This window comes from Pseudomonas sp. HK3, from assembly GCF_052920985.1.
Map to the genome: position 1 here is coordinate 78,795 of NZ_JBREXD010000002.1, position 25,344 is coordinate 104,138.

Here is a 25,344-nt window from a genome sequence, read left to right on the forward strand (position 1 = left end):
AAGTTAGTACAGAAGTGCACATTATGTCATCACCTGAAAACTACCCTTTTTTCACACTAGTAAAAAATCAATGCCAAGCAGAAGCCGTGCTTGCGGCTATTGAATGCTTCGCTGAAAAAGCAGAAAGCTTTCACCTTAAACCGCGGGCAATTAAACTAAAACGTGATTACTTGTACGCAGATGGTGGCATATGTTTAGCAAACAAGGTCAATACTTTGCTTGCACACTACATCGAAAGCTTTGGCGAACTGAGCGACCAATTAGTTATTTTTATCAGTAAAGGTTTACAGCAAGACAGCAAATAAATGCTACCAAGCTGTAAACAACATTTGATAATATTTATCAATAAAACATTAAGCCACTTTACTGCTAGGCACATCTGGTTTTGCGTGACGTTCATGCAAAAAACGCAACACATCTGCACGATATTTATTGTACATCGGGTTATCCGCTAGCTCTAGACGATGACGGGGGCGTGGCAGATCAATATCCAATATTTCACCTACCGATGCCGCCGGGCCATTACTCATCATCACAATTCGATCACTCAGTAATACCGCTTCATCGACATCATGCGTAATCATCACCACTGTGTTTTTTAAATCCCGCTGAATCTCCATCAATGAGTCTTGTAAGTGCGAACGTGTTAACGCATCCAGTGCGCCAAAGGGTTCATCCATCAATAACACGGTGGGCTCCATTGCCAACGCGCGGGCAATACCCACTCGTTGCTTCATACCACCGGAAATTTCATCCGGTTTTTTATGTAATGCATGGCTCATGTGTACAAGCGCCAAGTTGTGCTCGATCCATTCTTTCATTTCGGCTTTGCTTTTTTTACCTTTGAATATTTGCTTAACCGCCAACTCAACATTCTCATACGCGGTTAACCAAGGAAATAACGAATGATTTTGAAACACCACCGCACGTTCGGGCCCCGGCTCACTCACTTCTTTACCATCTAATACAATGCCGCCTTGTGTGGCTTGATACAAACCAGCAATGATATTCAACACCGTTGACTTACCACAACCAGAATGGCCAATCAGTGAAACAAACTCACCTTTTTTAATTTTCAAATTAACATTCTCAAGCGCCTTAAATTTGCCGCTTGGTGTATCAAATTCCATCGACACATGATCAATATTTAAATGTGCACTCATAATAACCTCTCATTCTATTTGGATAGCTTATATATCAGTGATCGCTTAACGATTAACCGCTGACTTATCCCAACTAAAATATTTTTGTAATTGCAGCATCATCCAATCTAATAAAAAGCCAATAAAGCCAATGGTCAATACCGCCACCATAATACGGCCCAACGAATTAGAACTGCCGTTTTGAAACTCATCCCAAACAAATTTACCTAAACCTGGGTTTTGCGCTAACATTTCTGCGGCAATTAATACCATCCAACCCACACCCAGTGACATGCGCATGCCGGTAAAAATCATAGGAATAGCCGAAGGCAACACCACCTTAATGATTTTTGACCACCAGCTTAGACGCAATACTTTTGCCACATTTAATAAGTCAGAACTAATGGATGACACGCCCACGGCGGTATTAATCAAGGTTGGCCACATACAGCACAACATGACGGTAATGGCAGACGTGACAAAGGATTTTTCAAACATAGGGTCGTCGCTCACGTAAACAGCCGACACCACCATGGTGACAATAGGTAGCCATGCAAGAGGCGAAACCGGTTTGAAAATTTGAATAATCGGATTCATCGCATTATTTAATGTTTGGCTTAATCCAGTCAAGATACCCAATGGCACGGCAATGAGTGACGCTAAAATAAAGCCCGTAAACACGGTATATAAACTGGTTAAAATCTGTTGAGGGTATGTGGTGCGCCCCCGATAATCACGCCATTTAACGGTGGCATCTGGGTTTTCTGCTAATTTTTTCGCGTTACGTTTTTCTTGACGCTCATAAAACTTTTCTTCTTTTACGCTTTCAGCGCGATACTCTTGCCATAACCCTTTCGCTTGTTCAAACACTTGAGAAGGTCCTGGAACTTGGCCTAATGAGGTCACCACACTTTTTGCCGCGCTATCCCAAATACCCAAAAACAAAGCAAAGGCTAAAATCGGCACACCTAGTGAACGTAATAACACATTAACTTGTTCTCGACGATTTTCTCCTTTGATGATTCGAACCCAGGGCGCAAAGATCCTAAGGTCTTCCATTTTCGAAACTACATTCATCATATTCTCCCCTAACGAATAATCGGCTGCGCTTAGCGCAGCCGTTCAATACCTTAAACTTTGTCTTTACCTTTTAGGCCAATGTTGAATTTTTTAAGATATTCATTGGGTTTTTTACCGTCATAAGGTACTTGATCGATAAAGTCTTTTTGTACCGGTTTAAAACCATCTTCTTTATCAAAGTTAGGGAATTCAGATGCACTCATTTTACCTTCAGCAATTAATTCTTTTGCTGCCGTTGCATAGATATCAGGACGGTATACTTTTTTCGCAATATCCATGTACCAGCTGTCAGGCTTATATTCAGACACTTGGCCCCAACGACGCATTTGAGTTAAGTACCAAATGGCATCTGAATAGTATGGGTAAGTGGCGTTGTAACGAAAGAACACGTTAAAGTCTGGAATATTTCGTTTATCACCTTTTTCATATTCAAACGTGCCGGTCATTGAGTTAGCAATTACATCATAATCGGCTCCCACGTAATTAGACTGCGACAAAATCTTCACCGCTTCTGGACGGTTAGCATTGTCTTTATCATCCAACCATTTCGCCGCACGGATCATCGCCTTGACAACGGAGATATGCGTTTCTGGGTATTTATCTGCCCATGCTTTTGATACACCAAATACTTTTTCTGGATTGTTTTTCCAAATTTCATAATCGGTAATAACCGGAACACCAATACCTTTGAATACCGCTTGTTGATTCCAAGGTTCGCCCACGCAATAACCATCAATGGTGCCCGCTTCCATTGTCGATGGCATTTGTGGTGGTGGTGTCACTGACAACAACGCATCGGCTTTTAATGTGCCGCTTGTGTCGCCTTTTTCAGGCGCATAAAAACCTGGGCTAATACCACCAGCGGCTAGCCAATAACGTAATTCATAATTATGGGTGGAGACTGGAAACACCATGCCCATTTTGAACGGTTTACCATCATCTTTGTATTTTTCAATAACGGGCTTTAAGTAATCCGCTTTAATCGGATGCACAGGCTTACCATCTTTATGAGGAACATGTTTTTTCATTTCGCTCCACACATTATTCGATACCGTTATGGCGTTACCATTTAGATCCATCGAAAACGCAGTAATAATATGCGCCTGTGTGCCAAAGCCAATAGTCGCCCCCAACGGCTGGCCTGCAAGCATGTGCGCGCCATCAAGCTCACCTGTAATCACACGATCTAGTAACACCTTCCAGTTTGCTTGTGCTTCTAATTCGACAAACAAGCCTTCATCTTCAAAAAACCCTTTTTCAGCGGCAATAGCCAGCGGCGCCATATCGGTTAATTTAATGAAACCAAATTTCAACTCGTCTTTTTCTGGTTCGCCTGCAAAAGCAGATGCACTTAATACACTGGCGGCAAGTCCAGCCCCAAGGGTGACACTTTTCATAGTGCGCTTAATAGCGTGGGATAACGTCATTGTGTTTTCCTTTTAAGTTTGAGTCTTAAAGTTCTTTCGTTAAAAAGTGAAACATTTATTAATTTTCTAATTTGTTGTCTCAAACTCTGTGCCAACGTATTGAATTTTCTTTCAGCGTGTATGTTTTTTTCTCCCTTTCATTTTTTTTCATTATTTAGGTGCACAAAAATCAAATTTGGGCACCAATAAAAATCCAAACGATTCAATAGTGCTCACACAATGCACCAACTTGGGATTCAACCCCGTTAACCAAATGGCTATTTGTGCACCCAAGTAATGCAAAAAACATCATTATCGCCATTACAATTTACTGACCAAATAGTCATACTTTTGGGTGTGCAGTCACATAATGACCCAGTTAAGCGCACTGACTGGCTACGAACCTAGCCAAATAGGTGCATTTCAGTGCGTCAATCCAGCCAACACAATCCCACCTATCTAGCCTTTATCCTTTATTTAGCAGTACAAATTAGTAGGCCTGTCCTCTATAATTCGTCGCAAATTTACAGTGAGAGTCACACATGAACCCCAACCTTGCCCTGTTGCAGCCTTATCCCTTTGAGAAACTGAATAAGCTTAAAGCGGATGCTAAGGTAAGCTGTGACCTTCCCCATATTGCATTGTCTATCGGTGAGCCAAAGCATGAGAGCCCTGCATTTGTCTTACAAGCTATGGCAGACAGCCTAAATAAACTGGCCAATTACCCAAGTACAAAAGGCTTACCAGAGCTACGCCAAGCCATTAGCCAATGGGCAACCACACGTTTTTCATTAAACAGCCTTGATAGTGATACTCAAATTCTGCCAGTAAACGGCACGCGTGAAGCGATCTTTGCCTTCACCCAAGCCATGGTTGAAAATAAGCCCGGTGCGCTTATCGTAAGCCCTAATCCGTTTTACCAAATATACGAAGGTGCCGCTTATTTAGCCGGTGCTAAGCCTCATTACTTACCGTGTTTAGAAGAAAACGGCTTCAACCCTGATTTTGATGCAGTACCTGAAAGCATTTGGCAGAACACGCAAATTTTGTTTATTTGCAGCCCAGGCAACCCTACCGGTGCTGTGATTGATATGGATGAGCTCAAGAAATTGATTGCGCTTTCAGACAAATATGACTTCATTGTGGCCAGCGATGAATGCTACAGCGAAATTTATATTGATAGCGTTAAAAAGCCTGTTGGCCTATTACAAGCTTGTGCCGAACTTGGCCGCGATGATTACAAAAACTGTGTGGTGTTCCATAGCTTAAGCAAGCGCTCTAACTTACCCGGTTTGCGCAGTGGCTTTATTGCAGGAGATGCAAGTATCTTAGAGCCATTTTTCCAGTACCGGACTTATCACGGTTGCGCCATGAGCATCCCAAATCAGATCGCAAGCATTGCCGCTTGGGCTGACGAAGCACATGTAAAAGAAAACCGTCGTCTTTACACTCAAAAATTTATTGCGGTATTGGATATTTTATCACCCGTCATGGACGTAAAACAAAGTGATGCCAGCTTTTACCTTTGGGCAAAAACGTCTATTAACGAAGAAGTGTTTACTCAGCGTTTATTTGCCGAACAACAAGTAACTGTATTACCGGGTAGTTATCTGTCACGCACCATTGATGGCATTAATCCAGGCAGCAATCGTATTCGTATGGCGTTAGTCGCTGAAGTAGATGAGTGTATTGAAGCAGCCAAACGTATTCGTGCATTAATAGAAAGCCTATAGCCCATCTAATTTAAAACGCGCTAACGATAGATAGCTATCGCTAATCCTGTCGATATAATTTAAAAGGCCCAATGATTATCATTGGGCCTTTTTTATGTTCAAGCTTTACAACTTAATCACTTATTCCTAAAAACTCTTACTGCTTATGCGTTTAACATAGAGACTGAGGAATTATTAACGTATTAAAAATTAATTTCATGCCAATACCCACCTAAAAAACAAAAATCAATAAAATAAAAGCCATACCAAATAATTCACCCTTAACATTATTAAACATATTTTTTATAGTTATGGATTTTTTGCGCCAAAAAAATGCACAAAAATAATTTTAATTTAAAAAGTTAAATTAAAACGCCACATATAGGCGCACCACACAAAAAATAATGTTCAATTATCGCCACCAAACACCAAGCATTACATATGCCAACCTACAGCTACGAAAACTAAAAAATATCGTAATAAATTTATTTTTATGAAAACAAAAATCACATATGAAAATAGGAATATTTAAACCTACATCTCATTTCTATAATTTATTTTTTAAATTTCATTGCACTAAATATAAAACGTATTGAGTCTAATCTTTAATAACTAGTTCCTATTTATAATTAATACTATTACTCTAAAATTTAATCTTTATTTTTTGAAGAGTTTAATAAAGTGTTTCTTTTTTAAAGTTTTTTATTTTACTGTGGCTCTGTATTTATAACATTGAAAAATATAACGGCTTAAAATGTCTTCTTTATTTTTTAATGCTTATAAAAAACTCATTTAAGGAATAGATAATGAAAAGAACATCCGTTTTATCGGCGCTTATTTTCTGTGCAACAGCAGGGGGGATACCGACAGTTTATGCCAACCAAGATCATTTAGATCAAACTCTTGAAGGCATAACCCAAGAAATGTCGATCACCAACATTTATCGGGCTTACTTCCCAAATGAAGATATTGCGCGTAAAGCCGCTATTAGCTTTCACGCAAACTTACTAGAATCAAACATAAGCGGCGGTTACTTAATTTTAGAGCTAACCGATGAAGACAAGCTAAGACTCGAACCCTTTGGTTTTAAATTTGAACCCGCTACGGCCTTTATCAAGCAACGTGATCAACGGTTATTACGTATACAAAAAGACGTACTATCTAAAAAAAACGTCTCGACTCTGGCTCTCAGTAGTCAGGCGGCATCACAGTCGATTCCTGGTTATAGCTGCTATCAAACAGTCGAAGAAACGTTTTCCATTGCACAAGGAATGGTCAGTGCAAACCCTAGCCTAGCCCAATTCATTGATGTTGGTGATTCATGGCAAAAATCACAAGACCTCGGCGGTTATGATATTCGGGTTTTAAAACTGACCAATCAAAACACAACCGGTAATAAACCGATTTTATTTATAAACAGTGCCATTCATGCGCGCGAATACACAACTGCACCACTAACAGTTGAATTTGCTCGCTGGTTGCTTGATGGCTATGGCACAAATGCTGATGCAACGTGGTTACTTGATGCTCACGAAGTTCACCTAATGTTGCACACTAACCCTGATGGTCGTAAGCAAGCAGAGACTGGTCTGTCATGGCGTAAAAATGCAAACCAAGACTATTGTGGAACGACTTCCAACAGCCGAGGCGCTGACTTAAACCGTAACTTCACCTTTAGCTGGAATTCAACTAACGGCGGAGGCTCTAGCGGCAACCAGTGTAATGATACCTATCGTGGCCCTTCTGCTGGTTCCGAGCCTGAAATTCAAGCACTAGAAAGTTATGTCCGTTCAATCTTCCCAGATAAGCGTGGCCCGAATGTTAATGATGCTGCACCAACAGATACAACAGGCATACATTTAGATATTCATAGCTATAGCGAATTAATTTTATGGCCTTGGGGCGATTCACAAAATGTGGCACCTAACGGCACAGCCATGCAAACACTAGGACGGAAATTTGCTTACTTTAATGGCTATACGCCGCAACAATCAGTGGGTTTATACCCTACAGATGGTACTAGCGATAGTGTCAGCTATGGCGAGCTTGGTGTGCCCTCTTTTACGTTTGAACTAGGCACCAGCTTCTTTCAAAATTGCTCTACGTTTGAAAACACGATTGTGCCAGACAATTTACCAGCCTTGGTTTACGCGGCAAAAGTGGTACGTGCTCCTTACATCACCCCTGGTGGCCCAGACATTACTAACTTAACCATTAACGGTACAAGCGGCAGCGGAACAATTGCGCCTAACAGTACTGGCAGCCTAGCGGCAACCGCAACTGACAACCGTTTTAATTCAAGTAATGGCTCAGAAGCGACGCAAAATATTACCGCAATGGAATATTATATTGATACACCACCATGGACTACAGGCGCGGTAGCAAATGTTTTATCCGCAACTGATGGCTCATTTAACAGTAAAACCGAAGCGGGTAATGCCACAATCAACACAAGTGGGTTAAGCGACGGCAAGCATACTGTTTACCTTAGAGCAAAAGATGCCAGTGGCGTCTGGGGTGCTGTATCTGCCATATTTTTGCAAGTATCAGGTGATGTAGTCGTGCCTGGCGAAATGACAAATGGCGTAGCAAAAACTGGCCTATCGGGTGCGAAAAGCGCTGATAGCTTCTTTACTTTAACCGTACCAGCTAATGCAGACACCTTGAACTTCACAATGGCAGGTGGAACCGGCGATGCTGATATGTACGTACGCTTTAATGCCAAACCGACAACCAACAATTGGGAATGTCGCCCTTATAAAGGTGGTAATGAAGAAACGTGTAGCATAACCAACATTCAGGCCGGCACTTATCACGTGATGCTACGAGGCTTTAAGGCATTTAGTAACGTAAGTCTTACGGGCACTTATACAACGGGCACAGTTGATAATTTTGAAAATAACACCGATGTAGCCATTCCCGATAATAATGCCTCTGGTGCCACCAGCGATATTAACGTTACCCGCAGCGGTGCATCTGGCTCGGTGAGTGTTGAGGTCGATATCATTCATACCTATATTGGTGACTTAAAAGTAGATGTAATTGCGCCCGATGGCACAAGCTTTAATGTTCACAACAATACAGGTGGCAGCGCAAATAATATCAACAAAACCTACACGGTTAACGTTGGCAACATTGACTCAAGTGGAATTTGGAAACTAAAAGTAGTTGATAATGCCAATAACGATACGGGCAAAATTGACCGCTGGAAACTTACTTTTTAATTAGTGTACGTTAGTGAGTCGTTCTATTAACCCCTTGCGGGTTAATAGAGCATAAGAAGATCTTGCTGTGTGTAAAAGATAAAGTCAGACAGTAGTCACTACTAATTGATTAAAGATCTAAAAAACACTAACGCCCTTATTAAATTAAAGCAACAAGCTACAAACGAAGTAAAAAGCCCACTCACTTGTGGGCTTTTTTATAGGTTTAATCAGTATTGATAGTTATCGATCCATTCATATACCGACATTAACACCCTATCTAGACACGATACTAAACCATATAAACAAGCCTGACTGAAATATCAAACACCCTGAAATAGAGTCAAGATAGACCCTATACGCCAATATTAAAAGGTATGCTGCAAACAAACTCGGCACGTATATGTTATCGTATTACTATTTTATCTTTAACTGTGAACTTGGCGTTGTATTTATAGGCGCCTATTATTTACAATAAAAGTCTTAAAAATAGAGGTAAGCTAAAGTCTTACCATAACGGGGAAACCCGAGGTAGTTGCTTTCATGGTCACCCTGTCTTATCAATTTCTCTTATCTAGACTATCGATAGTCTTCTTCGCTATTAGCATATCGTTTTGCACACATGCTAAAACCTATACAGTTGGTGTAGAGGCCGTTAATCATTTCCCCCATTATGATTTCACAGGTGCTGAACCCAGAGGATATTTGGTTGAGGTAATCAACAAATTTGCTAAGCACCAAAATATCAAAATACGTTTTAAAATCATGTCTATTGACGACCTATGGCGTGCTTATCTGAATGACGAAGTTGATTTTCGTTTACCTGATAATCTCCTATGGCAACGGGACATGAAAAAAGACTTAAATATCACATATAGTGTGCCAATAGCTTATTTTACAGATGGCATAGTCAGCTTATCGCATAACGCCGATAAATCACTTACTAAGCTCGGAACGATTGAAGGCTTCACCCCATGGGGCTATCAAGGTCAAATAAATTCAGGACAAATTAGATTAATTAATGAACGCAACCTTAAAAATTTAATTAATAGCCTATATGCTGAACGATTTGACGGCGTTTATTATAATATTGAGGCTTTCATTAAGCTGGTACAAGAGGCTGGGCACCCTGCCGACAGTGTTGTGTTTCGCAAAGATCTAGTGAAAACCAGCTCAATTTATATGCTGTCATCGATTCATCATGGCAAACTTATAAAAGAATTAAATCAATTCTTACATACCAATAAAGCTTGGATCCGCGAGCGAAAAGCCTACTACAACTTAAAGTAAAATTATTAATCTATACAACAGTCAGGCTAATTGATTAACGTTGATTAAGCCTGTGCGTGTAGCTTACTTGGTAAACTAATATTAAATTCATTGCATCATCATTAACCTCATTCATATATAAAAAATAAATAAAACTATATAACCATCCTATTTAAGGTCATTAATCCCACAAAACTCCTTTCATATTTATAAAAATTTCCTTTCTAAATAATTTAGTGACAAACATACCAGAACAAACCCTCCACCCTTACAGCCCAATAAACATCATTCATTTCACTTTTTAGTACGCCATACCCTTGATGAATTTAATCAATATTTTTTTATTATGAAAATAAAAACACAACTTATTTAAATCAACAGATACAAACAATCTATCAGAAAAAAATTAACAATAAATATACATTTTCAATAAAAATTTCATCAAATAAAAATAAATAAGGAATAAAGATGATAACTGAATCCAGCCATGAAAGTGGTGCTTTTTCGAGCACTAAAATGAAAGCTATGGTCACTAACGATGAAACAGGGTTATCTATCTACCACCCTAAAAAATCTGACTTAGATAAAGCAAGACTAAAAAAATTAACATCCGATTATCTTGATGGTGGTTTCCATCATGACAAAGTATCAATTTCTGAAGCTCATTTTCATGAAGATGGTGGATCGCTTGTTTTTGAAGTAAATGATTTTTTTATGCCTTCAGATGCTCAATTCCACCTATCCTCGATTCTTGCCGAAGTCTGTGTGCTACATGCTGGTGTTATTTATGCTCATATAGAAACCGGCTCTTGTGTTAAAGACAGGGAAGTTTATTTGCGCTCAAGCACAATAAAATACAAAAGGCCCATAAGAGATCAACGTTTCACATTAGATTTTACCGTTACAAAAAAAGTAACAAAAGGCGCAATAAAGTCTTATGACGCAATTCTTGACTTTAATGATGGCTGTTTCACGGGTGAATACAGCTGGATTATTCCGTTAAATTCTGAGACAAAATAGGCACTAATATGAACATTGAACAAGCAAAAAAAGAATTAGAATATGGTAAGGGTTGGGTAGTACTTCAGGACATTGATCTCACTAACCCAGAAGCCTCATTTATTGAGTTAATGAATCAATTTGGCACGGTGCTCAATCAAAACAATAATGGTGATGCTATTTCCTATATTCAAGACAAAGGTGTTTCTACCGAAGATGTCTTAAATAAAGGCGTCGTATCAGGTGACAACAAGGGACAAACAAACAATCGCCCCTATCTCACTAATGCAGAATTGGAATTTCATACAGATTTATCCGATATCGCTTTTTTACTGAGCGTTCAACCGGCACAAAAAGGCGGTGAAAATCATGTTGTGAACTCGGAAGAGGTTTACAGCTATATAAAAGAACATCACCCAGAAGACTTAGTCGCATTATCTGACACATTCAAAATCATGCACCAAACACCATTAAAACCAGATGGTAAAAACCATTTAATTAGTATCCCTGTATTTACCAATAAAGAAGGTTTCTTCTCAAGCTTTTTACTGCGAGCATTCATCTTTATTACCTATGAAAAACTAGGCTTAGATCTAAGCCTAGAAAAACGAGATGCTTTAAACCGTATAAATGAGGTCGCCACAAAGCTGTGCACAACCTTAACACTAAGAAAAGGTGAGGTATTGATACTCAACAATCACACTGCATATCACGCCCGAAGCAGTTTCAATGATCGTGACCGCTTGCTTCTGCGTGGCTGGGTATGTGCTGATAACAATCGCCCACTGCATGATGATTTTAAAGAGCTCTACGGAAACTTAAGCGCAGGCTCATTACGTGGGGGCTTTGTACAACTATGAAAGTATGCGTGATAGGTGCGGGGATCTCAGGCCTGAGCTGTATTCATGAACTCATGTCTAAAGGCATTGAGTTTGATTGCTTTGAAAAACGCACCACACTAGGCGGATTATGGAACTACAATGATAACGATAATAGCGTGTATAAAAACTGCAAACAAAATCATCCTCGCCCTAGCATGCAAATAAACAATACTCCGATTGAAAACTCATTAGCGGATTATTTGTCTCATAGTGAATATTTATCGTATTTACAGCAATTTAACTCACCCAATATTCACTATGGTAAAGCAGTAGACAATGCGAAATACAATGACAACAAACAATGCTGGGAAGTCATCGTAGATGGCAATCGACATAATTACTCTCATTTAATTGTATGCAGCGGTCATTATTCAGTGCCAAAAACTCCCTCGTTATACAATGAATTCACCGGCTCAATCATTCATTCAAAAGATTATAAAACACCAGAAGTCTTTTCAGGTAAACGTGTACTGGTTGTGGGCGGTGGCAGCTCCGGAATACAAATCGCCTCTGATCTAGCGGGAATTGCCAGCGATGTAACGCTGTCTGTTAGGACAATGCCCTTTATATTGCCACGCTACATTGATAACCAAGTATTGCTTGAATTTTATAAGTCCGTTAGGCATTTACCAGAAGAGCGTATTATTGAAGTATTAAAAAAAAACGGCATTGATCAAACCTCATTCAATATCCCGAAGCCAGAGCAAGGCTTGTTAAGCGGGTCTACCATCCCGATTTGTGATGATATATTCACATACGCCAAATCAAACACAATACGCTTCGAAAAATCTGCAAATACCATTAATGGCAATAGCGTGTCATTTGGTAATAAAGACTTAAGCTTTGACAGCGTCATACTTGCCACAGGCTATGACTTGGCCTTTCCTTTTTTTGATTTCAACGTTGACTACAATGACAACAAAGACTTTTTAATCAATCAAAATCATCCGAATTTATTCTTTATCGGCATGCTTCAGCCTGTTGGCCCAGTTCCCCCTTTGTTGAATATCCAATCTAAATTAGTTGCAAAATTAATCGATGAAAGCATGAACATAGATACCACTTTTAACTACTGGCAGGGAAAAAGTCATCGGATATTACTGGCTGACTATATGGCCCATCTAGAAAAAGAATATGAGCTAGCCTAATTTTTAGTGTAAAACCACCACTGAGCAAAGACATGACCGTATTAATTGAACAATCAAAAACCCCAAAAGATATTAATGCAAATGTTAGAAACCGGGTATTTAACTTTGACAAAATAAATATGGCAACCGACTGGTTAGATAATGACCCTTTTAAAACGGCTTTTTTTAATAGTCTCAGTTTAGGTTTTCCTATTGGCGAAAAGTCATTTATTGACAGTGTAAGACCCTTTTTTGATGAGATCCCCGACCCTCAACTTAAAAAAGAAATGCGTATTTTTTTTGGCCAAGAAGGCATGCACAGACGTGAACATAATAAATACAACACATTGCTGTGTACTGCCAGAGGATACAACGCCGAAAGAATAGACGCCCAATGGCAAAGGCGTATCGAGCAAATCAATGCTTTTGATAATAAAGTAAAATCCCTAGCCGCAACAGTTGCAGCAGAGCATTTCACCGCCATATTCGCAGAAAATATTCTACGTGGTTGGCAAATGGAAAACGTACCTAATGATATGAAAGCTCTATGGCAATGGCACGCAAGTGAGGAGATCGAACACAAATCGGTGGCATTTGATGTCTTCACATACGCAGGTGGCAGCTTAGTCATGAGAAAAAAATTAATGATTCAATTCACATTACATTATGTTTATGACTTAACACGCGTAATTATCATGCTGCTGCACCATGATAAACAACTATGGAAATGGCGAACATTAAAAAGTGTGGCCAAATTCATATTTGGAAAAAATGGCTTTTTAAGGAAACACTGGATGCTATACGTTGATTTTTTCAGAAAAGATTTTCACCCATGGAATCAAAATAACAAGAATCTGTTAGATAGCTATAACTTCAATAATAATTAACGACTATAACATCGATTGTTACTTTGCCAGAACCTGTTAGAAATCGAGTTTGGCTTGCTTTAAGCATACTAGCGCATTACTAATGATTGATTACTTTTAATAACACTCGCTCAAGCTCGACCATGGTAACGGGCTTGACAATAAAATCATTCATTCCCGCTTCAATACAGGCTTGTCTATCTTGCTCCGATGCATTTGCAGTTACCGCAACAACCAAGCCTTGATAATTTAGCGCTCGAATCTTATTTGTCGTTTCAACACCACTCATACCTGGCATTCTCATATCCATTAGTATTAACCGTGTATCTATATGCTGAGTAATATAATCCACTGCTTGTTCGCCGCTATTAACTGATAAAAGACAATCGGCATCAAACTCGGCTAACATGGCCTCTAACATCATGCAGTTCATTGCAATATCATCTACTACTAATACCGAGTAGCCTCTTAATGACACTGTACTTTTAACTATAGCGCCTTCACGCGCTATAGTTAGATCCAAATCAGGAATGCGTTTTTGCGGCAATACAATAGAAAAGCAACTGCCTTTATTTATCTCACTGGTCACGTCAATATCGCCTCCCATATGTTTAACTAAGCCCATTGATATGGCCAATCCTAAACCAGTCCCCTCCATGTTTCTGATTGAGTCATTAGTAAATTGAGAAAACTTTGTAAATAATCGTTTACAGTCTTCTGCCTTAATACCAATCCCACTATCTTCAATGGATATTTTAATCCCACTATCACCATATTTCTCTAAAGAAACATTAATGACACCTGCATCAGTAAACTTCATAGCATTCGAAAGCAGATTCATTAAAACTTGTGACAATCGATTTTGGTCACCATTGATATAAATTCGATTTTCAGGCAGTGATAATTCCAACCTAACGTCTTGCTTTAACCTCGGCGTTATCATTCGACATAACTCATTAATTTGTTGCGTTACATCATAGGGTTCCTCTATTAAATTCAGCTCATTTACTTCTAACTTACTAAAATCCAAAATATTGTTTATCAAAATTAACAATAAATTACCGGCTAATGCAATATCATTCACTTTAGTCTGATGTTTGTCTGGTAAATCCGCACGGGCAAGTAACTGAGCATTCCCAATAACACTATTCAGTGGCGTGCGTAATTCATGACTCATTGTGGCGAGGAATATGGATTTACTGTAAGCTGAAGATTCTGCCTGAATTTTTAATTCGTTCATTTTTTTAATACGTTTTTTCTTATTCTTTACTTCTTTTTGTAATTCTTTTAAATGTGTTTTTGACAGGTTCGTCATCCCTCGGGTACATGTCACAATCATAATCGCAGCACAAAACATATAAAGAGCTTGCATGAAACTCCAACTTTCTTCTTTAATTATAGGTTCTGGCAGCCACCCCTGATACAACGCAAAAACGTTGAAAAGAAATAGAGACAAAGAGAAAATTAAAGATAAAAACAAAGACAAGCCTGAAAACAATAACGACATTAATATGAAAGGAATAACCCATAATACTGTCGTGGGCCCAGTGATTGATGAGTTATTAAAATCCACATAAAAAATCAGTGCCGTTGAAATCAAACAAACATACACCGAAATAGAGCTCAGGTGCTTGGCATAACGCATAAGAACCACCACCGCCATTAACATCGCGGCTAATATCACCGTAACAAGCCTACGAGCGGGCACGCCACCTTCTAATAATGATATTAAGATCAAGACTGTTAAACCCAAACTTCCCAGTACGGTTGAATACACCCACAAAACTTTGGCACGAAAAGCATCCTCGCTATTCATAAAGCGATTCGGTATTAACCTTCTTAAAACACGGTCCAAGCTAGACTGGGGCCCTTTTGTATTGTTTGAATTCAAAACATTTATTCACTATGTAAGCCTATCTATACAGTCTAGTTGATGATCATAGCCCTATGAGGCACACCCAATATCAGACCATTAACCCCTGCCTGCCCATGGGTTTGCGAAACATTTACTGCTCAGCTTCCATCATCTTGGGGCTGAACTTCAGCGCTGTTTATGCTTTAATGCGGCCTTTTATTTTTACGTGAAGACATCATGAAGATTTACGGCATTAAAAACTGTGACACCATGAAGAAAGCCCTTAAATGGCTTGACGCTCAAAAAACAGCCTACGAATTTCACGATTACAAAAAAGCAGGCTTAAGTCCTGGTTTAGCGGATACGTTCATCGCCAACGTGCCGTTAGATGCTCTCATTAATAGACGCGGCACTACTTTCCGCCAATTAGATGATGCGACCAAAGACAAAATCATAGCGCAAGATGCAGGCACCATTAAGCAGGTTATGCTAAATAACCCGTCCATTATTAAACGCCCTGTGCTTGAGAAGAATGGCCAGTATTTACTGGGCTTTAAAGAAGATGAATACCAAGAATTCGTATAACCCTTATTTATTAATAGTTAGCAACAGACCATAGGAATATTAAGATGGCATTAGCATTTGCACTGGGTGTAGGCACCCAAAACGCGGAAAAACGAGTGGCTAGAAGTATTTTATCAAAAGCCCGTTTATCAGCCAGACGCGCAATTAGTGGACGCAGCTAAAACAGCAGGTTACACCGCTGGCAACCAAGCCATCGAATTAGACAGCGCAAAACTGGCTGCATTGGCTGAAAGCCTACCAGCCGAGCAAGCCTCTTTAGCCAAAACCCTAAGCAGCAGCAAACGCCCTACTGTATTAGTTGTATTAGAATCAGACGAGCAAGCAAACAGCACGCCTGAGGTGTACTTGAAGCTACAATTGATTTCTCACCGCCTAGTTAAGCCTCACGGTATCAACCTAGCCGGCATTTTTGGTTTATTGCCAAACGTTGCTTGGACAAACAAAGGCGCTATTGACCTTGCTGAGCTAGCCGACGCACAACTTGAAGCTCGCTTAAACGGTGAACTACTTGAAGTGATCAGCGTTGATAAATTCCCTAAAATGACCGACTACGTCGTACCAAGTGGTGTGCGTATTGCTGATACCTCACGCGTGCGTTTAGGCGCATACGTAGGCGAAGGCACCACCATCATGCATGAAGGCTTCATCAACTTTAATGCAGGCACTGCTGGTACGTCTATGGTTGAAGGCCGCATCTCTGCTGGCGTATTCGTAGGCAAAGGCTCTGACCTTGGCGGCGGCTGCTCTACTATGGGTACGTTATCTGGTGGTGGTAACATCATTATTTCTGTGGGTGAAAACTCATTGATAGGCGCTAATGCTGGCATCGGTATTCCACTAGGTGATCGTTGTACCGTTGAGTCTGGCCTATACATTACTGCTGGTACCAAAGTACAAGTACTTGATGATCAAAAACAAGTGGTTGAAGTGGTTAAAGCACGTGATCTTGCTGGTAAACCTGACCTACTGTTCCGTCGTGATTCTATCAGCGGTGCCGTACAATGCGTCACCAACAAAACAGCGATCGAGCTAAACCACGAGCTGCACGCCAATAATTAATCCTATTAGCTAGACGTGTAACCCCAAAAAGGCCATGAATTATTTCATGGCCTTTTTTATTGGCAACACAAACACCACCCCCCTAATAAACCAACGTCAAACCAACCCTAATATTGACGTTAAAGATAATGACTTAAGTCATATCTTTAAATCCGGTTATACATCAGAATCGATGTTCGGTTTATATTTAACCAAACTATTCTGTGAGATAAATATGGCACATTTAAATTACGCGGCAGCACTAGCAGGCAAATTCTTTAACGTGTCGTTCTCCTATCAATCAACATTCGCTATGGGCATTTAACATGCGTAGCTTAATTACCCCATTTATCAGTGGTTACTGGTCAACCGACCGCTACCTTGCCAATAAAAACAAACAAGCCGAAGCCGTGTTAAAAGAACAACAACGACCTCGCTACTGCGAAGTGTTTGTTGCACTTGATGACCCGTATAGCTACATACTGCTGCAACTGTTAGCGCAATTTTGTGATGATTTTGCTTTAGAGTTAGACATCCACTTAGTGCATCATCGTCAAAACGACATGTTCCCAGAAGAAGCCATGTGGTCAACATGGGCAATAGATGACGCCGCACAACTAGCCCGCTTGTACCATTTGTATTTACCACCTTACTATCCAAAACAAGCCAGTATTCGCCAAGCGCAATCGTATTGGGCTCAACATCCACCACAAAACCCACGGGAAGCCATAGAACGTTTTGAGCAAGTTTGGCTAGACAAAGTTATTCCAGCATCCGACACAGATGCACAGCCCATGTTGCGTGAAAATGAGCAACACTTATCCGCCCAAGGCCATTACTTACCTGCCAGCCTATATTTTGCTGGCCAGTGGTATTGGGGCGTTGATCGTCTTGAGCATTTAGAACGCAGACTTTTAGAACTGGGCTTTAACCAAAATGAATACCCCGAATCAAAATACGCCCGCACTTGGCAAAACTTTTGTGCACAGCCAAGGAATGCAATCACCAATAAACAAGAACCGGTTGAGCTGTTTTTTTCAATGCGCAGTCCATACAGCCATCTAGCACTCAACCGCTGTCAAAAACTGGCCGAACATTATGGTGTGCCGCTGACCGTCAAGCCAGTTTTGCCTATGCTGATGCGTAATTTGAGCGTACCCAAAAATAAAACTCGCTACATCTTTTTTGATGCACTGCGTGAAGGCAAAAAACTGGATATTCCGTATGGCAAGGTAGCGGACCCATTAGGTAAAGGCGTTGAAAATACCTATGCCATTTGGCACTGGGCCAAACAAAAAAACAAAGGCAATGAGTTCTTATTGGCCATTTCGCACTTAGTGAATGCAAAGGGTGTCAGCGCAAATTTCACCCCAGGATTAAAGCAAGCATGTGAAAAAATAGGGCTCAATTGGGCGCAAGCTAAACAAGCATTAAACTGTGAAGACTGGCGTCATGAAGTGAGCGACAACATTAAAGAGCTCTATACTCTGGGCCTTTGGGGGGTTCCTAGCGTACGCTACAAACAGACTCATGTTTGGGGGCAAGATCGAATTTGGTGTATTGAAGCCGCTATGCTTGCCAGTCAATAGCCATAATACTCATACATTTAAAGGCTAAACCTGCTAACCTATATACTGTTTGGTTTTATCTAATTTTTGCGGCTTAAAAAATTGCCTTAAAATTCAAACAGTTAATTATAGACATTCGCAACTTTTCCCTTCGTTACACCACTGAATTAAAAACGAGCGCAACTGTTCACATTTTCCTCAACTAAAATAAGGCATAGTCACGCCTAGCACTGCCGTTGGCACTGAATTTAAAAGGATTTCTGCATGCTCATATCAAACCTCGTTCCTGGCGAGCCTGTCTTAAGCTGGCTACTTGTCATCGTTGCCGGCAATCTAATCTTATATTTCATTCGTCACAGCGCGCACCAATTATTCGACAGCCTAACGCTACTGGTTGTTCACAACCTTAAACTCTTCAGCCAAGCCCTAGTGACAACCGCCCGTCACATGAGCCGACGTAACCGCGAAGTTTTGCTAGAGCATGGCAAACAGCAAGCCGAACGAGAATTAGAGCGCCAGTTTATTCGCCTTGGTACATTAGTCGAAAAAGACTTGGGTCGTTACCCCACGATTCAGCGCAACATTGAGCAAAACATCTCCCACATGGAAGATAAATTATCGCAAACCTCAGAAGTGCCCGCCCCACTACCGGAATGGACAGAAGCCGTTGAGTCAATTGCTCGCCTAAAAGACGTCACCAAAAACGATGCTGTTGTGGGCAAATTACTACAAGCCATTTACGAGGCCTTCCATAAACAACAAGGCGAAGTACTCGGCACTTTTCGACAAGACACCGCCAAGCGCCACAACATATTAAAGTCCGCCATGGTTCACTGGCGTCACTTGCTACATAAAATCGAAAACCTCAACGAACAATGGCAAAACCTAAATGAGCAAAGTAAAAAAGTCGACTTACAAGTTGATCGCTTTGAAAGCATGGTAAAAGGCACAGACAAAGCCGAGCGTTTATTAAAAGCCAGCAACACCACTCAATTTGTTATCTCTGTCATCGTAATGGTCATTGCGGGCTTTGGCGCTTTTGTAAACTACAACCTAATCGCACTGCCAATGTCAGAACTGATGCCGGCCACTAGCCAAGTTGGCGGCTATGATGTGGCGGATATCGGCGCGGCAGTCATCATCATGTTAGAACTGACCGTAGGTTTGTTTTTTATGGAGGCCATCGGCATTACCCGGCTCTTCCCTGTTATTCATTTTATGGAAGATAAAAAACGCATTATTTGGGCATGGGTCTGCATTATATTTTTATTAGCGCTTTGCAGTGTTGAAGCGGGCCTAGCCTACATGCGTGAAACCATGGTGGCCGATAAAGCATTATTAACCAGCTTTTTAGTGGGCGGCGAAGAAGCCGTCACCGCATCCGCTAGCCAAGTGCATAGTAATATCCCCATGATCGGACAAATGACACTGGGTTTTGTATTGCCATTAATTTTAATGTTTGTAGCCATACCGTTTGAATCCTTTATTCACACCGGCCGACACGTACTGGGCAATATGGTGGTACACCTTTGTATTTTTGCCAGTACCATTGCTCGCAGCATATCTATTTTAATGAAACAACTAAACAACAGCCTAAAACATGTTTACGATATTTTATGCTTCGCACCGTTATGGTTTGAGCACATGATTGAAAGCAAACCTGCATCAACCAAAAAAGTAAAAGCGGCGAAAGAAAAACAAGCACTTGAACACGCACACGCATTACTTGAATCAGATGACACGGATAAAAGTAAAAAACCGAAAAAAGATACTCCTCCTAAGATTACAAAAGAAGCCTAACCATGATGAAATCAATCACAGTAATCGCACTATTCTTAGGCACCCTTTTTTTACTCAGTGCCTGTACTCAGCAAAAGCCTACCACGGGTTTATATTTATTGCTCGATACATCTGGTACTTACACAAAAGAGCTGAAAAAAGCCCAGCAAATTATTCACTACTATTTAGCACAACTAGAACCGGGGGACAGCTTTGCCGTGGCCCGCATTGATAGCGGCAGTTTTTCCGAAACCGATATTATTGCCAAAGTTACATTTGATCATCGCCCTAGCCGTGCCAATGAACAAAAACGTGTTTTTAGTGCCACTATTTCTAAGTTTATTGAAACCGTACAGAGCAGCGCTTACACCGACATCAGTGGCGGCTTGTTATTGGCGAAAGAATACCTAAATGAAATCGACAGTGATAAAAAATACATCATGGTATTTTCAGACATGCAAGAAGAGCTGCCAAAAGGTTACAAGCGGGACTTTGAATTAAATTTACCAGGCTACGAAGTCATCGCCCTTAACGTTACAAAATTGCGCAGCGATAACCAAGACCCAACAAAATACATGCAACGCCTAAAAGATTGGCAGCAACGCATAGAACAAAGCGGCGGTAAGTGGCGCATGATCAACGATTTAGAGCGCGAAGAATCACTGGCACTTTAAGCATTAATCTTCTCAAAAAAAAGGGTCGTCACTATAATGTGACGACCCTTTTTTGATCAATCTGCGTTTACTTTTTATTCTGTTGTTTCAAGTACATTGCATGGCTGCCCGCCAGCACCATACGTAATTCAATGTTTAATTTACGGACTAAATTTTTTCGCTCTTGCTCACTCATGTCCAGCGACATCACGCCTTGACTAAACACTAACATAACCATCATTTCGGCGACTTCTGTGATATTAGTCAGCGGTTGACGCTCCATTTGTTGCGGTGAGCTTAAATCATCAGTTAATTCTTCAGCAAAACGACGCGTTTCACGAGCAATGGATTCACGAAATTGCTTAGGGCCCGATACCATATCGGAATTCAACAGGCGAATTAAATTAGGGTAATTTTCAACAAACTCCATGAACGTCTCAACCGACGTGCTCACCACAGAGCCTTCAACTTTCACACGATGACGGGCTTGGCGCATGATTTGACGCAGAATTAAACTCACTTGGTCCACCAGCGCCAAACCAAGATCTTCCATGTCCACAAAATGTCGATAAAACGTCGCTGGCGCAATGCCTGCTCGACGCGTGACTTCGCGCAGACTCAATGCCGAAAACCCTTTGTCCTTGCTGAGCTCTAATGCCGCATCGATGATCGATTGACGAGTTCTTAATTTTTGTTCAGCACGCGTGCTCATGTGATTAGCCTTCTAGTAATGCCGCTATTGTAACCAGATCGCAATAAAGCGCAAAAAACTTGTTCGATATAGTCGCTTATGTACCTAATATATTCACTGCGCTCACGGTCGCCTGCAATCCAACACTGTACGAGGGTGTACCCAATGCACTCGCTACGCTCATGGGGCATGCAACCCCGCGCCCGACAACCATTCCAGTCGTGCACCCACAAACCCCAGTCTTTTATCTCTCACACAACAAGCCTCCAAAAAAAAGCATCTATAGAGCCCAAAACTTGCCTATGGTAAGATGCGGCCCTTTATTTAGCGGCTCTGATCCATGTCCAATCCCCTGTCTAATATTCGTATCGTTATGGTGAACACATTTCACCCAGGGAACATAGGTGCCGCCGCCCGTGCCATGAAAACCATGGGCCTAAGCGACTTAGTGCTGGTGTCCCCCCTTGACTACCCAAGCGACCAAGCTACATCCATGGCGGCAGGTGCCACAGACGTTCTAGACAGCGCCACCGTAGTCGAAACCCTTGATCAAGCCATAGACGATTGCCAACTGGTTATTGCTACCAGCGCTCGCTCACGCAGCCACCCTTGGCCGATCAAAGAAGCCCGCGAGATGGCACCACAAATTTTAGAAGAAGCCAGCAAAGGCAAAATCGCCATTATGTTTGGCCCAGAACGCATGGGGCTGCATAACGAGCACCTACGTAAAGCGCACTTTCATATGGATATTCCTGGCAACCCAGAATACCCCGTACTGAATGTGGCCTCTGCGGTACAGTTGGTGTGCTACGAATGTTTTATGGCCAACAGGCAAACCTTTGCCAAGCAAGATAAAGCCTATCCTTTAGTCAATGAACTAAACGGCTTTTACGAACACCTAGAAACCACATTAGATGATGCAGGCTTTTTAAACCAAGCCCATAAGGGCCAAGCCATGTTGCGCTTAAAGCGATTATTTAACCGCGCACGCCCTGAAAAAATTGAACTGAACATGTTACGCGGCATACTCGCAAGCGTAGACAAACTGATTAACAAATAAGAGACCAAGTATGAGCGATACTCGCACACTGGCCCTAAGCAAAGCCTTAATCGAACAGCCGTCTGTCACCCCAGAAGACGCCGAATGCCAACAAATGATGGAAGACATCTTGGCACCTTTGGGTTTCAAATGTGAAACCATGCAGTTTGCTGAAGTGAAAAACCTATGGGCACGCAAAGGCACTGAAAAACCCCTTGTGTGTTTTGCTGGTCACACAGATGTCGTACCGACGGGCCCACACGCTGGCTGGACTTACCCGCCATTTGAAGCCACCATCGTTGACGGCATGTTATACGGACGTGGCGCGGCCGACATGAAAGGCTCCATCGCCGCGTTTTTAGCTGCCACCGAAAGCTTTGTAAAAAAACACCCAGACCACAAAGGCTCTATTGCGTATTTAATCACCGCCGATGAAGAAGGCCCAGCCGACAACGGTACGGTTAAAGTGATCGAAGCCTTAGAAGCGCGCAACGAAAAAATCGACATGTGCATCGTGGGCGAACCATCTAGCACCACACACTGTGGCGATGTCATCAAAAATGGCCGCCGTGGCTCATTAGGCGCATGGATGACGGTTAAAGGGGTACAAGGTCACGTGGCTTACCCGCACTTGGCAAAAAACCCAATTCACTTAGTCACCCCTGCCCTTGCTGAAATGTCCGCTGAAAAATGGGATAACGGCAACGAATTTTTCCCAGCCACCACCTTTCAAATCAGCAATATGAACAGCGGCACCGGCGCCACTAACGTGATTCCGGGCACTGTAGAATTAATTTTCAACTTCCGTTTTTCAACTGAATTGACTCAAGAAGAATTAAAACGTCGTACCCATGCCATCATGGATAAATACGGTTTTGAATACGAGATCGAATGGAAACTCAGCGGCCACCCGTTCTTAACCGACCGCGGTTCATTAGTAGACGCCGCCGTTGACGCCATTAAAGAAGTGACCAACATCGATACCGAGCTTTCAACATCCGGTGGGACAAGTGACGGGCGCTTCATTGCACCAACAGGCGCACAAGTAGTTGAGCTTGGCCCAATCAACGCCACTATTCACCAAGTAAACGAACACATCAGTGTGGCCGACTTAGATACCTTAAGCGCCATCTATGAACGAACTCTTGAAAAATTGCTTTTGGATTAACAATTAAGCCTTATGTTAACGTGCCCAGTTTGCCAAAGTCTGCTTGAGCTTAATGAGCGTCAGTTATGCTGTGAAAACAATCACAGCTATGACCAAGCCAAGCAAGGCTATTTTAATTTATTACTCAATACCGCCAAAAGTTCGAAACAACCAGGTGACAACGCTGCCATGGTGCAAGCGCGCAGCGCATTTTTGAATGGCGGCCACTATCAGGTTATTTCTGACACCATTAATCAATTAGCCATTGACCACCTACTGCAAAACACAACTGAACAAAGCCAGATTTTAGATTTAGGTTGTGGCGAAGGTTACTACACTGAACGCCTACACACAGCGTTAAGTGACCACCAAATAAATCATGCTTTTTATGGCTTAGACATTTCAAAAGATGCCGTAAAAACAGCCTGTAAACGCAGCAAAGATATCAATTGGTTAGTGGCCAACGCCAACCATGCGCCCTTTGCTCAAGGCAGCATGCAATTAATCATGAACGTGTTTAACCGCATTATGCCGAAAGCCCTTGCTAATCTATGCCATGAAAATGGCCGCGTATTTATTGCAAGTGCCGGTGCTTACCATTTACAGCAATTAAAAGAAGCCATCTACACCACACCAAAGTTTGTGGAATTTGATGCCATTGCCGTCATGAACGACGACTTTAACCACGAACACCGCCAAACGTTAGATTTCACCATGAGCTTGCCGCCAGAAAGTACTCAACACCTTCTCGCCATGACGCCACACACATGGCGCTCAAGCCCAGAAATACAACAAAGCTTAATGGCGCAAGAACGTCTAGACTTACGTGTACAAATCAATTTAGATAGCTTTAGCTTAAAACCCATAAGTGAACGTATTTATCGCGAAAAACCAGTTGACGACATTCAAGCAGACGAACAAGAAGACAACCAGCAAAGCGACGTTTAACCTAACAAAAGAAACAAACACAAGGAGCGTGCATGTTTATCGTTAGATGGCTTGGTAACTTAGCTCAAAATTATCAACGCTGCTTTGCTATTTTTGGCGCGGGATTAGCCATATTCATGATTGGTATTGGGTTGTTTTATCTCAGTGCTAAACATTATGACGCGCAACCCCTGTTAGCCGAACTGCTAACATTACTGGCCATACTTTTATTTATTATCGGCATTATCACCGCGTTAATTGGTTATTTAAGTTTGACCTATTACCGCTGGTATATATTTTTTAAAAAACGTAAAACAAGCCAACGTGACCAAAATGACAATCACTAAAAAGATAATCATCACAATTAAACTTGTCTC

At 41.4% G+C, this 25,344-nt stretch carries 22 protein-coding genes and 1 pseudogene; 18 read left to right on the forward strand and 5 right to left on the reverse strand.

Annotated elements, in window-relative coordinates; translation table 11 throughout:
- The first annotated feature begins 23 nt into the window (after window positions 1-23).
- Window positions 24-305 (forward strand): hypothetical protein, encoded by a 282-nt coding sequence (locus ACU6U9_RS11285; protein WP_446735148.1) that lies wholly within the window; start codon window positions 24-26, stop codon window positions 303-305.
- A gap of 48 nt (window positions 306-353) precedes the next feature.
- On the opposite strand, the gene ACU6U9_RS11290 is transcribed toward ACU6U9_RS11285, so the two are convergent.
- The 3 genes from ACU6U9_RS11290 to ACU6U9_RS11300 are packed head-to-tail and all read right to left on the reverse strand — an operon-like array spanning window position 354 to window position 3,649.
- A complete protein-coding gene (locus ACU6U9_RS11290) occupies window positions 354-1,163 on the reverse strand; it encodes an ABC transporter ATP-binding protein (RefSeq protein ID WP_446735149.1) in 810 nt (269 codons plus the stop codon).
- Between the two features lie 45 nt (window positions 1,164-1,208).
- Complete coding sequence (locus ACU6U9_RS11295) at window positions 1,209-2,222, reverse strand: ABC transporter permease (RefSeq protein WP_446735150.1); 1,014 nt, start codon at window positions 2,220-2,222, stop codon at window positions 1,209-1,211.
- Between the two features lie 50 nt (window positions 2,223-2,272).
- On the reverse strand, window positions 2,273-3,649 hold the full coding sequence (locus ACU6U9_RS11300; RefSeq protein WP_446735151.1) for a CmpA/NrtA family ABC transporter substrate-binding protein: 1,377 nt from the start codon (window positions 3,647-3,649) through the stop codon (window positions 2,273-2,275).
- Window positions 3,650-4,170: 521 nt separating this feature from the next.
- Here ACU6U9_RS11300 and dapC point away from each other — a divergent pair.
- The 7 genes from dapC (at window position 4,171) to ACU6U9_RS11335 (ending at window position 13,706) form a co-directional block, all read left to right on the forward strand.
- Window positions 4,171-5,361: a succinyldiaminopimelate transaminase gene (dapC, locus tag ACU6U9_RS11305; RefSeq protein WP_446735152.1), complete on the forward strand. Its 1,191-nt coding sequence runs from the start codon at window positions 4,171-4,173 to the stop codon at window positions 5,359-5,361.
- A 785-nt stretch (window positions 5,362-6,146) separates the two neighbouring features.
- Window positions 6,147-8,564 (forward strand): M14 family zinc carboxypeptidase, encoded by a 2,418-nt coding sequence (locus ACU6U9_RS11310; protein WP_446735153.1) that lies wholly within the window; start codon window positions 6,147-6,149, stop codon window positions 8,562-8,564.
- Between the two features lie 744 nt (window positions 8,565-9,308).
- The gene (locus tag ACU6U9_RS11315) at window positions 9,309-9,833 is read left to right on the forward strand and encodes a hypothetical protein (protein ID WP_446735154.1); all 525 of its coding nucleotides are present in this window, start codon (window positions 9,309-9,311) and stop codon (window positions 9,831-9,833) included.
- Window positions 9,834-10,280: 447 nt separating this feature from the next.
- Entirely contained in the window at window positions 10,281-10,832 is a 552-nt protein-coding gene (locus tag ACU6U9_RS11320) for a hypothetical protein (protein WP_446735155.1), read from the forward strand.
- A gap of 8 nt (window positions 10,833-10,840) precedes the next feature.
- Window positions 10,841-11,671, forward strand: coding sequence for a TauD/TfdA family dioxygenase (locus tag ACU6U9_RS11325; protein ID WP_446735156.1), 831 nt, complete (start codon window positions 10,841-10,843; stop codon window positions 11,669-11,671).
- Complete coding sequence (locus ACU6U9_RS11330) at window positions 11,668-12,840, forward strand: flavin-containing monooxygenase (protein WP_446735157.1); 1,173 nt, start codon at window positions 11,668-11,670, stop codon at window positions 12,838-12,840. The genes ACU6U9_RS11325 and ACU6U9_RS11330 overlap by 4 nt, the downstream gene beginning before the upstream one ends.
- A 32-nt stretch (window positions 12,841-12,872) precedes the next feature.
- Complete coding sequence (locus ACU6U9_RS11335) at window positions 12,873-13,706, forward strand: metal-dependent hydrolase (RefSeq protein ID WP_446735158.1); 834 nt, start codon at window positions 12,873-12,875, stop codon at window positions 13,704-13,706.
- 79 nt (window positions 13,707-13,785) lie between these two features.
- Here ACU6U9_RS11335 and ACU6U9_RS11340 read toward each other — a convergent pair whose 3' ends face one another.
- The gene (locus tag ACU6U9_RS11340) at window positions 13,786-15,540 is read right to left on the reverse strand and encodes an ATP-binding protein (protein ID WP_446735159.1); all 1,755 of its coding nucleotides are present in this window, start codon (window positions 15,538-15,540) and stop codon (window positions 13,786-13,788) included.
- Between the two features lie 237 nt (window positions 15,541-15,777).
- Here ACU6U9_RS11340 and ACU6U9_RS11345 point away from each other — a divergent pair, with 237 nt between their 5' ends.
- The 6 genes and pseudogenes from ACU6U9_RS11345 (at window position 15,778) to ACU6U9_RS11370 (ending at window position 21,184) form a co-directional block, all read left to right on the forward strand.
- A complete protein-coding gene (locus ACU6U9_RS11345; RefSeq protein WP_446735160.1) occupies window positions 15,778-16,125 on the forward strand; it encodes an ArsC family reductase in 348 nt (115 codons plus the stop codon).
- Between the two features lie 44 nt (window positions 16,126-16,169).
- Window positions 16,170-17,184: pseudogene (gene dapD / locus ACU6U9_RS11350) on the forward strand (2,3,4,5-tetrahydropyridine-2,6-dicarboxylate N-succinyltransferase).
- A 46-nt stretch (window positions 17,185-17,230) separates the two neighbouring features.
- A complete protein-coding gene (locus tag ACU6U9_RS11355; RefSeq protein ID WP_446735161.1) occupies window positions 17,231-17,488 on the forward strand; it encodes a hypothetical protein in 258 nt (85 codons plus the stop codon).
- 1 nt (window position 17,489) lies between these two features.
- A complete protein-coding gene (locus ACU6U9_RS11360) occupies window positions 17,490-18,752 on the forward strand; it encodes a DsbA family protein (protein ID WP_446735162.1) in 1,263 nt (420 codons plus the stop codon).
- A gap of 243 nt (window positions 18,753-18,995) precedes the next feature.
- Window positions 18,996-20,531, forward strand: a complete 1,536-nt coding sequence (locus tag ACU6U9_RS11365; protein WP_446735163.1) for a hypothetical protein — start codon at window positions 18,996-18,998, stop codon at window positions 20,529-20,531.
- Window positions 20,532-20,533: 2 nt separating this feature from the next.
- Window positions 20,534-21,184, forward strand: a complete 651-nt coding sequence (locus ACU6U9_RS11370) for a VWA domain-containing protein (protein WP_446735164.1) — start codon at window positions 20,534-20,536, stop codon at window positions 21,182-21,184.
- A 67-nt stretch (window positions 21,185-21,251) separates the two neighbouring features.
- On the opposite strand, the gene fabR is transcribed toward ACU6U9_RS11370, so the two are convergent.
- Window positions 21,252-21,875: an HTH-type transcriptional repressor FabR gene (fabR, locus tag ACU6U9_RS11375; RefSeq protein ID WP_446735165.1), complete on the reverse strand. Its 624-nt coding sequence runs from the start codon at window positions 21,873-21,875 to the stop codon at window positions 21,252-21,254.
- A gap of 319 nt (window positions 21,876-22,194) precedes the next feature.
- Here fabR and trmJ point away from each other — a divergent pair, with 319 nt between their 5' ends.
- The 4 genes from trmJ to ACU6U9_RS11395 are packed head-to-tail and all read left to right on the forward strand — an operon-like array spanning window position 22,195 to window position 25,314.
- On the forward strand, window positions 22,195-22,914 hold the full coding sequence (gene trmJ, locus ACU6U9_RS11380; protein ID WP_446735166.1) for a tRNA (cytosine(32)/uridine(32)-2'-O)-methyltransferase TrmJ: 720 nt from the start codon (window positions 22,195-22,197) through the stop codon (window positions 22,912-22,914).
- 10 nt (window positions 22,915-22,924) lie between these two features.
- On the forward strand, window positions 22,925-24,061 hold the full coding sequence (gene dapE / locus ACU6U9_RS11385; RefSeq protein ID WP_446735167.1) for a succinyl-diaminopimelate desuccinylase: 1,137 nt from the start codon (window positions 22,925-22,927) through the stop codon (window positions 24,059-24,061).
- Between the two features lie 12 nt (window positions 24,062-24,073).
- Window positions 24,074-24,988 carry a putative RNA methyltransferase gene (locus tag ACU6U9_RS11390; RefSeq protein ID WP_446735168.1) on the forward strand — a complete coding sequence of 305 codons (915 nt, stop codon included), beginning with the start codon at window positions 24,074-24,076 and terminating at the stop codon, window positions 24,986-24,988.
- A 32-nt stretch (window positions 24,989-25,020) separates the two neighbouring features.
- Complete coding sequence (locus ACU6U9_RS11395; RefSeq protein WP_446735169.1) at window positions 25,021-25,314, forward strand: hypothetical protein; 294 nt, start codon at window positions 25,021-25,023, stop codon at window positions 25,312-25,314.
- Window positions 25,315-25,344 lie beyond the last annotated feature (30 nt).